The sequence below is a fragment of the Pseudomonas fluorescens genome, from assembly GCF_018614775.1.
Classification (GTDB): Bacteria; Pseudomonadota; Gammaproteobacteria; order Pseudomonadales; family Pseudomonadaceae; genus Aquipseudomonas; species Aquipseudomonas fluorescens_BY.
Genome location: NZ_JAGGOF010000076.1, coordinates 1 through 9565 on the forward strand (window position 1 = coordinate 1; position 9565 = coordinate 9565).

The 9565-nt window shown below is 65.2% G+C and carries 6 protein-coding genes and 2 riboswitches; all 6 genes read right to left on the minus strand.

Annotated elements, in window-relative coordinates; genetic code table 11:
* Nucleotides 1-41: 41 nt before the first annotated feature.
* The 6 genes from J7E36_RS19150 to cobW all read right to left on the minus strand — a co-directional run bounded on the left by J7E36_RS19150 (nt 42) and on the right by cobW (nt 8949).
* Nucleotides 42-365, minus strand: coding sequence for a hypothetical protein (locus J7E36_RS19150; RefSeq protein ID WP_435304184.1), 324 nt, complete (start codon nt 363-365; stop codon nt 42-44).
* Between the two features lie 153 nt (nt 366-518).
* A complete protein-coding gene (locus J7E36_RS19155) occupies nt 519-2165 on the minus strand; it encodes a phospholipase D-like domain-containing protein (RefSeq protein ID WP_215006297.1) in 1647 nt (548 codons plus the stop codon).
* A gap of 175 nt (nt 2166-2340) precedes the next feature.
* Nucleotides 2341-2946, minus strand: coding sequence for a vWA domain-containing protein (locus J7E36_RS19160; RefSeq protein WP_231286412.1), 606 nt, complete (start codon nt 2944-2946; stop codon nt 2341-2343).
* A gap of 53 nt (nt 2947-2999) precedes the next feature.
* Nucleotides 3000-4004 (minus strand): ATP-binding protein, encoded by a 1005-nt coding sequence (locus tag J7E36_RS19165; protein WP_215006300.1) that lies wholly within the window; start codon nt 4002-4004, stop codon nt 3000-3002.
* Between the two features lie 115 nt (nt 4005-4119).
* Nucleotides 4120-7881, minus strand: coding sequence for a cobaltochelatase subunit CobN (gene cobN, locus J7E36_RS19170; RefSeq protein ID WP_215006303.1), 3762 nt, complete (start codon nt 7879-7881; stop codon nt 4120-4122).
* Between the two features lie 3 nt (nt 7882-7884).
* Nucleotides 7885-8949 carry a cobalamin biosynthesis protein CobW gene (gene cobW, locus J7E36_RS19175; protein WP_215006306.1) on the minus strand — a complete coding sequence of 355 codons (1065 nt, stop codon included), beginning with the start codon at nt 8947-8949 and terminating at the stop codon, nt 7885-7887.
* Nucleotides 8950-9047: 98 nt separating this feature from the next.
* Nucleotides 9048-9263: riboswitch (cobalamin riboswitch) on the minus strand.
* Nucleotides 9264-9455: 192 nt separating this feature from the next.
* Nucleotides 9456-9565, plus strand: a riboswitch (cobalamin riboswitch). This riboswitch is flagged as partial in the annotation.

A 9565-nucleotide genomic window follows, 5' to 3' on the forward strand; every position in this document is an offset into this window, starting at 1 on the left:
CCAGTTCAGGCTCGCTCCCACTGGGGTTCGGCGGTGCTGCGCTACTTGCGCTTGTAACTCTTGCTGCCGCCCGGAGTGAGGCAATACACCCCGCCCCGCGGACCAACGCAATAACTGCCGCTGCCACATTGGCAACCATCGGCCTGCTTGAGCAACGACTGCGGCCGGGCTTCATTGCGAAGCCCCAGCACAGCGGAACAGGATTTTTTCGACGCGCTGATGGAGCCGTCATTGCAGAGGAACGTATCCCCATCACACCCGGCAATCCCGCCCTTGCGCCCGGAACACGGCGTGTTGGCGGCGAGGGCCGACGCGCAGAAAACCAACAGCACCAGCGCGACACTGGCGCGAAGCAGACCCGACATTCCGTGGCAGAGGTTCATGACAGCTTCCAGGCTGATAGATGGCTCTATGCTAGCACTGAACTAAACCTAACGCCGTGACCTTACCCGCTTATAAGTCTCCGAGAGCAACCTTGATCGCTGGATCGTTCTCCCGTTCGCCATGGTTGGACGTGCTCACCGCCCGCAAAACCTCACCCTCGACAACCTGCGCAAATCCCCTTCCCGGTAATAGTCATCACTCCAACTGTCGTCCACCGCGAGCGGGCTGACCTGCTTGAGCGCCAGTTTCTTCGCGAAGTAGCGAAAGCGGTAGTGCTCGTAGAAGCGCAGCAGTTCCAGCCCGTAGCGGTCGGCCAGGTCGGTGTCGCCCTGGATGATCAGGTAGTTTTCGTCGTTGCCGTTGCTGGCGGCGGCGCTGAGGTTGTGGCTGCCGCTGATGATGGTCGGTGTGTCGCTGGTGAAGTCGGTGACGATGGCTTTGGTGTGCACCAGCAGGTTGCCTTTCTGGCCTTTCATGTTCTCCCTGAGCCAGCCTTCCAGCCCGGTGTTGAGCAGTGCGGTGGCGGCGAATTCGGCGGTGCGGTCGGCGTGGAAACCGGTGATGCGGCTGGCGGTGTTTTGCAAGCCATAGCGTAGGACGTCGTCGTTGGGCTGGCCGAGCAATGCATCGAGGATCCGATCAGGCAGGACGAATGCCGTGACAAACAATACATCCTTGCGGGCGGCGTTGATGATGTCGACGAAACGATCCAGGTCACCCTCCCCGGTACGGGGCGAGAACCCGGCGAACAATGCCTGCTCCGGGGCCATGGGATTGTGTTGGGTCAGCCATTGGCGAGTCGCGTCGACGTCGTCTGGTGCAGCCCAGATCTGCTCGAACACCTGGCGATAGCTGTCGCTCACCTGTGGATCATCCAGCGCATGAACGACGTTGGCCTGGCGGTAGACGCCGTTGGCGGTGAAGTTGGTGCTGCCGCACAGGACGGCTTCGGGCTGCAGCGAACCGGTGCCGTCCACCTTGCTGAGGACGATGAATTTGTCGTGGAAGATATTATGGGTGACCCGCCCGCGCTTGTTGGCCGCCGGCAGTTTCACGAGGTTGGCTTCGTTGCGTTGCGTGGTGTCGTCGCCCGGCTCGGCGTGGTACAGCACCCGCACCTGTGCGCCACGGGCGAACGCAGCGTTCACCGCGTCGACGATCACTGGCAGCTCGTACTCGTAGATGGCGATGTCCAGGGCCCAGGTGGCATCCAGCGCCCGGTCGATGAAACCGGTCAGGCGCCCCAGCAAGCCGTTTTCCAGCCAGCGACGGGGGGCGTCGGGCCAGGCGTCGATGGACAGGTTGCGGTTGGCGCTGATCAACGCGTCCAATTCGGGAAACTTGCGCTGGAACGCCTGGCTGGCGGCCACGGCACGGTTGAAGATCACCCGCTGGTTGGCCGGTTGCCCGTTGTCGCTGGTGACCGTGACTTCGAGGCATTCGCCCAACTGTGGCGCGTCGGGGCTGCCGTAGGCCAGGTGCACGCGGTAGTGGATCGTCACGCCGGGGTTGACGGCGTAATCGGCCCAGCGAAATTTCTGCAAGGGCGCCTTGTCGCTGGGGGTGGCGTGAAATTGCGCGAAGGTGTGCGCCTTGCCGGCAAAGGTCAGGCTGTTGAACAGGAACAACCAGGGCTTGTCGCCCTGCTGCTTCTCGATGGCAAAACCCAGCAGGCCTTTGCGGCGGGTTTCGGCGAGGTCCATGGCGAGCAACACGCCGTTGGTGCCGGCGTAGGCCTTGACCCGGAAATCGTCCTGGGGGTTGGTGGCGAGTATGCGCATGGGTTCACTCCTGTGAGGGGCTGCCTGAGCATAGAACAGTGATGCCGAATAAGTGGACAGCCCTTGGACCGAGGTGATGCCTTCGCGAGCAGGCTCGCTCCCACAGGGGGGCGGTGGTGTGCATCAGAACGCATCCCCTGCTCGCGATGGGGCCCTATCGGCCAGCGAACACTAGTCAGACACCCTCATCAATATGCCGATACTCCGCCCCCAACCGCCCCGCCAACTGCCGGGCACGACCCAGGCGGATCGGGCCGCGCTCGATGTCGATCAACAGGCACGGGCAATCGAGTGGCGACAGTGACAGGCCTTCCTTCACCCGCCCATCCGTCATCACCAGCACCCGCTGCTGCTCCGCCGGGTAGCGCTTGCGCCGGGCGGCCAGCCAACGGCCGGCCTCTTGCAGCGCCGCCAGCAGCGGCGTACCGCCACCAGCGCCGAGGTCATCGAGCCAGTCCCGCAGGCTAGCCGAGGCCTTGAGCCCTTGCACCTGCCAGTTCGGGACCGTACCGCTGGCGGTCAGCAGCGCCAACCGCGCGCGTTGGCGGTAGGCATCGTCGAACAGCTGTGCCAGCAGGCCCTTGCCATCGCTCAAGGCGCGATGACGACGGGTCGAGGCCGAAGCGTCGACGATCACCAGCCACAGTTCATGGGGCGACCGCTGGCGACTGTGAAAGCGCAGGTCGTCATGCAGCTGCGGACGACCGTTAAGCAAAGTACCCGGCCAGTTCACCGCGCCGCTGGGCGCCGCTTTGCTACGGCCCTGGCGACCCTGCTCCAACCGTCCGGCACGGGGTTTGGCATTCGCCCCCGCTGCCGAACGGGGGCGAATGCCTAGGGCTTTTTTGGCCAGCTCGGCACGTCACGCCGAGCGCCAGTCGGCAAGGCCAGGGCTGGCAAGTCGCCCCATTGGCCCTGGCCTTCGTTCGACTCGGCAGTTTTGTCGGCAGCCGTCGGCGGCTGGGACGGTGATGGGGCCGGCGCTGAGTGTCCGCGTCGCCGGTGACGCAAGGCAAACTCCGCCACTGCATCGATGTCTTCATCGTCGATCACCCGCGCCCCACGCCAAGCCGCATGGGCCCGGGCAGCTCGCAGCCAGACCAGATCGGCACGCAATCCATCCACCCCGGCGGCAAAGCAACGCTCGGTGATCTGCGTCAGTGCCTGATCGTCCAGGGGTATCTGCGCCAACCGTTCGCGAGCCGTCTGGCAGCGCTCGCGCAGTTGCCCTTGGGCCCCTTCCCACGCCGCACAAAACGCCGTCGGATCACTGTCGAAATCCAACCGCCGCCGAATGATCTGCCCGCGTTCAGCCGGTGCGGTATGACCGTCGAGGGCCACGTTCAAGCCGAACCGGTCGAGCAGTTGCGGGCGCAGTTCGCCCTCTTCCGGGTTCATGGTGCCGATCAGCACAAAACGCGCCGGATGCCGATGTGAAATGCCGTCGCGTTCGATCAGGTTGGTGCCACTGGCGGCCACGTCCAACAGCAGGTCCACCAGGTGATCGGGCAGCAGGTTCACTTCATCGACGTACAACACCCCACCGTCGGCCTTGGCCAGCACGCCGGGGGAGAACTGCGCGCGCCCTTCCCCCAGCGCCGCGTCCAGATCCAGAGTACCCACCAGCCGCTCTTCGGTAGCGCCCAGGGGCAAGGTCACGAATTGACCGCTGGCCAGCAGGTCTGCCAAACCCCGGGCCAGGGTCGACTTGGCCATGCCGCGCGGACCTTCGATCAGCACGCCACCGATCTTCGGATCGATGGCGGCCAGGCACAGCGCCAGTTTCAGGTCATCGGCGCCGACCACGGCGGAGAGCGGGAAATGGGGGGTGTCGGTCATGGTGGATTCTCAGGAGTGGCCGGTAAATTCAATATGAATGCAGTCCCTGCGGCGAGGGGATTTATCCCTGCCTGTGGGAGCAAAGCTTGCTCCCACAAGCCTACAGATCGTCAAATCAGCCATCTTCTTCGATGTCGAGCAACAAGTTCTCCAGCGCCTCGCGGTACTCGCCCGGCGCCTGCCACATGCCCCGCTGCTGTGCTTCGAGCATGCGCTCGGTCATGTCGCGCAGGGCATCGGGGTTGTGCTGGCGGACGAAGTCCCGCGTATCAGGGTCGAGCAAGTAGGCATCGGCCAGCAACGCGTACTGGTGATCGTCGATCAGTTGCGTAGTGGCGTCGAAGGCGAACAGATTGTCCACCGTCGCCGCCAGTTCAAATGCGCCTTTATAGCCGTGCCGCTTGACCCCGTCGATCCACTTCGGATTGGCCGCACGGGAACGGATGACGCGGTTGAGCTCTTCCTTCAGGGTGCGGATCCTGGGCAGGTCGGGCTGGCTGTGATCGCCATGGTAACTGGCCGCTGTCGTACCGCTGAGGGTTTCCACCGCCGCGAGCATGCCGCCCTGGAACTGGTAATAGTCGTTGGAGTCGAGCAGGTCGTGCTCGCGGTTATCCTGGTTCTGCAACACCGCTTGTACCTGGCTCAGACGCCGGGAAAACTGCTCCCGGGCGGCGGTGCCCTCATCGCTCCCACCGTAGGCGTAGCCGCCCCAGTTCAGGTACACCTCGGCCAGGTCCTCGCGGCTCTGCCACAGCCGTCCGTCGATAGCCCCCTGCACGCCCGCGCCATAGGCACCCGGCTTGGCGCCGAAGATCCGCCAGCCGGCCTGTCGGGCCGCCGCGTCCGGCTCAAGACCCGACTGCAGCAAGGCCTCCCGCTCGCTGCGTACCTTGGCCGCCAGGGGGTTCATGTCCGCGGGTTCATCGAGCGCGGCGACGGCCTGCACCGCCGCATCGAACAGGCGGATCAGGTTGGCAAACGCGTCACGGAAAAACCCGGACACCCGCAGCGTGACGTCGACCCGAGGCCGGTCCAGCAGGCTCAGCGGCAGGATCTCGAAATCATCCACCCGCTGGCTGCCCGTGGCCCACACCGGACGCACGCCCATCAGCGCCATGGCCTGGGCGATGTCGTCGCCGCCAGTGCGCATGGTGGCGGTGCCCCACACCGACAGACCGAGCTGGCGCAGGTGATCGCCGTGATCCTGCAAATGCCGTTCGAGCATCAGGTTCGCCGACTGGAAACCGATGCGCCACGCCGTGGTGGTGGGCAGGTTGCGCACATCCACCGAGAAGAAGTTGCGTCCGGTGGGCAGCACATCCAGGCGTCCACGACTCGGCGCACCGCTGGGGCCGGCCGGCACGAAGCGTCCGCTCAAGGCATCGAGCAGGCCGCGCATTTCCGCCGGGCCGCAAGCGTCCAGGCGCGGCGCCACGACAGTGCGCAGGTTTTCGATGATGCTGCTCACGTCTTCCCAACCCGGCGCCTCCAACTGTTCGACCACACCTTCCAGGGCCTGCTCGATCAAGCGGGCCGCGTACAGTTCCAGGCGCTCGCGCGTGTCGCCGGCGGTGCGCCAGGGCTCCTCGCTGACCCGGCGCAACGCCTCAGGGCAATCGCCGGCCCAAGGCTCGGCCAAGGCGCAATCCAGCGGATCGAAACCCAGCCCGAACGCCTTCGACAGCGCCCGCAACAGGCTCGACTGCGCGCCTTTGCCGTCGCCCCGGGGAATGCGCAACAGCGCCAGCAAAGTGTCGATGCGCAGCCGTCCGCCGGGCGACTCGCCAAAGATGTGCAGGCCATCGCGGATCTGCGATTCCTTCAGATCGCACAGGTAGGTGTCCAGGCGCGGCAGCCAGATCGTCGCGTCGGCGTCAGCGTCCAGTTGCAGCTCACGGTCGATATGGGTCTCGCGCACCAGGTTGAGAATGTCCCGCTGCAGTTCCCGGGCCCGGCGTGGATCGAGCAACTGGGCCTCGTAGTATTCGTCGGCCAACAGTTCGAGATTGCGCAGCGGCCCGTAGGTTTCGGCACGGGTCAGCGGCGGCATCAGGTGGTCGATGATCACCGCCTGGGTGCGACGCTTGGCCTGGGCGCCTTCGCCCGGGTCGTTGACGATAAACGGGTAGATATTCGGCAGTGGCCCCAACAAAGCGTCCGGCCAGCAACTCTCGGACAAGCCGACGCCCTTGCCGGGCAACCACTCGAGGTTGCCGTGCTTGCCGACATGGATGACGGCGTGGGCGCCATAGGTGTGGCGCAGCCAGAAATAGAACGCTAGGTAGCCGTGGGGCGGCACCAGGTCCGGGTCGTGGTAGACCGCACTCGGGTCGACCTGATAACCCCGGGCCGGCTGGATGCCGACAAACGTCAGGCCCAGCCGCAAGCCGGCGACCATCAAGCGCCCGTCGCGGCACATCGGGTCCTGCTCGGGCGAGCCCCAGCGCGCCAGCACCGCCTGGCGATTGGCCTCGGGCAGCGCGGCGAACATGGCCTCGTAAGCCTCCAGCGCCAGGCTCTGGTGACAGGGCCGCAGGTCGAGGCTGTCCAGGTCGTTGCTGACGCCGCCCAGCAACTGCTGGATCAGCGCGGTGCCGCTTGCCGGCAGTTCGGCCGGCAAAGGATAGCCCTCGGCTTGCAGGGCCCGCAGGATGTTCAAGGCCGCCGCCGGGGTGTCCAGGCCAACGCCGTTACCGATGCGACCGTCCCGGGTCGGGTAGTTGGCGAGGATCAGCGCCACCCGTTTGTCCGCGTTGGGCTGGCGCGCCAGGACGGTCCAGCGCCGTGCCAGTTCGGCGACAAAGTCCATGCGCTCGGGCACGCCCCGGTAGCAGACCACATCGCTCTGGCTGCGCTCGCTGCGCCAGGCCAGGTCCTTGAAGCTGATGGGGCGGCTGATGATCCGCCCGTCCAGCTCCGGCAAGGCAATGTGCATCGCCAGGTCGCGCGGCCCCAGCCCCTGCTCGCTGGCGCGCCAGCCGGGTTCGTTGTCCTGGGCGCAAATCGCCTGGATCACCGGGATGTTGCGGCGAAACGGCCGCAGGTGTGGCGCTTCCGGACTGGATTGGGCGAAGCCGGTGGTGTTGAGGATCACCCCGGCCTCAACGTCATCGAGCCAGGCCTCGACCTGGGTCAGGCAAGCGGGCTCCTTGAGGCTCGCGACGGCAATCGGCAGCGGATTGAGCCCCGCCGCCTGCAAGCGCTGACAGAACACATCGATGAACGCGGTGTTCGCCGCTTGCAGGTGCGAGCGGTAAAACAGCAGCGCCGCCACCGGTTGACCGGCCTGCCAGTCGGCTTGCCAATCGCCGAGGCTGGCGTTGGTGTCTTGCGGGTGATAGATCGCCGTGCGCGGCAGGGTCTGTGGTTCGCCCCACGAATAGTCGCGACCAAACCATTGGCTGCCCAGGTTGTAGAACAGATCCAGGGCATTGCCCAAGCCGCCCTGGCGCAAGAACTGCCAGAGCCGGTCGCGGTCTTCGCAAGGCACGTTGCTCAGGTCGCTGAGTTCCGGGTCCGGGCGATCATCCCCCGGCACCAGGATCAACTTCACCCCGCGCCCGGCCAGTTCCATCAGACGCTCGATGCCGTAGCGCCAATAGCCGATGCCGCCGTGCAGCGACAGCAGAATGACCTTGGCATGCCGCAGCACGTCGTCGACGTACAGATCCACCGAGGCGTGGTTCTGCACCTGCATCGGGTTGGCGAGGCGAAACTGTGGGTAGTCGTCCGGCAGTTGCCGCGCCGCTTCGGCCAGCAACGCCAGGCTCGAATCGCCGCTGCACAGAATGACCAGCTCGGCGGGGGTTTGCCCCAGGTCGGCAATGTTGTCGTCCGCTACGAAGCCGCCGGGCTGGGTCCTGAGCAGGTGCATGGTTTAGACGCTGAGAGCAGCGCGCAACTGCGCTTCAAGCAGGTCGGCGTCCAGTGCCTGGCCGATCAGCACCAGCCGCGTGACCCGCGCTTCATCGGCGCCCCACTGGCGGTCGAAATGCTTGTCGAAACGCGTGCCGACGCCCTGGATCAGCAAGCGCATCGGCTTGTTCGGGATCGCCGCGAAACCCTTGACCCGCAGCACGCCATGCCGGACCACCAGTTGCGCCAATGCATCGAGCAGCCGGCTTTCGTCGGCCTGGGGCAGTTCGATGGAGATGGAGTCGAAGGCGTCGTGGTCGTGGTCATCTTCATCGCCGTCATGGTGATGATCGTGGTGACTGTGGCGGCTGTCGATGTGCTCTTCGGAGCCGGCGCCGAGGCCGATCAGCACTTCCAACGGCAGGCGACCGCTGCTGGCTTCGATGACCTTGACCGCCGGTGGCAATTCTTCGGCCACCTCCAGGCGCACTCTCGCCAGGTCTTCGGGGCTGATCAGGTCGGCCTTGTTGAGAATCACCAGGTCGGCGCTCGCCAGTTGATCGGCAAACAGTTCGTGCAGCGGCGATTCGTGGTCCAGGTTCGGGTCGAGCTTGCGCTGGGCGTCGACCTGGTCGGGGAATGCGGCGAAGGTGCCCGCCGCCACCGCCGGGCTGTCCACCACGGTGATCACCGCATCGACCGTACAGGCGCTGCGGATTTCCGGCCATTGGAAAGCCTGGACCAGCGGCTTGGGCAGGGCCAGGCCGGAGGTTTCGATGAGGATGTGGTCGAGGTCGCCGCGGCGCGCCACCAGCTCGCGCATCACCGGGAAGAACTCTTCCTGCACCGTGCAGCACAGACAACCGTTGGCCAGTTCGTAGACGCGGCCGTTGGCCTCTTCTTCGGTGCAGCCGATGGAGCACTGCTTGAGGATCTCGCCGTCGATGCCCAGCTCGCCGAACTCGTTGACGATGACCGCGATGCGCCGGCCCTGGGCGTTATCGAGCATGTGCCGCAACAAGGTGGTCTTACCCGAGCCGAGGAAACCGGTGACGATGGTGACGGGAAGTTTGGCCAGTGTTTTCATCGGATGCCCTTTGGCAAGGTGGCGGGCAAACGGGACGACGACCGCAGGCACAGGCGTGCGCGGAAGATTTCGCCACCGGATCACCCCGCCCGGTTGTAGTGAGAATCTGTGTCGAGGCAGGTCTCCTGGCTGACGGTGGGCCAGCCCCGGCTTTGCAAAAAGCCTGGACTGGCAATTCCTGCGCCTTCCCGTGCATATGCACAGTGGCTTGGCAGGAACGTCACCGTTCACAGTTGCGGGGGCAGCCGCGGCTTGGACCGCGTTCCCGTCTTAGCTTCGGCGCAAACCGAAGAACCTCGAAGGCGCAAGGCTACGCAGGGTGTGCGGGCGGGTCAATGTCTTCGAATTCTGTGGTGTCTGTGCCGCCCTCATCGCGAGCAGGCTCGCTCCCACAGTTGATCTGTGTTGGGCATGAATTCTGTGTCCGACAGGATTCATTGTGGGAGCGAGCCTGCTCGCGATGAGCGCGACTTGATTCATTGACGCCCAGGCTCACCCCATGCTCTCCTGTGCGCCTAGTTACGGGTGCCCTTCACAGGGTGAAACGGGAAACCGGTGAATCGTGTGCTTTACTTCAAGGCCACGTCAGTCCGGTGCTGCCCCCGCAACGGTAAGC

What these genes read in the sequence shown, in the direction of transcription:
- J7E36_RS19150 (WP_435304184.1), bottom strand. Translation starts at nt 365, where the DNA reads ATGTCGGGTCTGCTTCGCGCCAGTGTCGCGCTGGTGCTGTTGGTTTTC.
- J7E36_RS19155 (WP_215006297.1), bottom strand. Translation starts at nt 2,165, where the DNA reads ATGCGCATACTCGCCACCAACCCCCAGGACGATTTCCGGGTCAAGGCC.
- J7E36_RS19165 (WP_215006300.1), bottom strand. Translation starts at nt 4,004, where the DNA reads ATGACCGACACCCCCCATTTCCCGCTCTCCGCCGTGGTCGGCGCCGAT.
- cobN (WP_215006303.1), bottom strand. Translation starts at nt 7,881, where the DNA reads ATGCACCTGCTCAGGACCCAGCCCGGCGGCTTCGTAGCGGACGACAAC.
- cobW (WP_215006306.1), bottom strand. Translation starts at nt 8,949, where the DNA reads ATGAAAACACTGGCCAAACTTCCCGTCACCATCGTCACCGGTTTCCTC.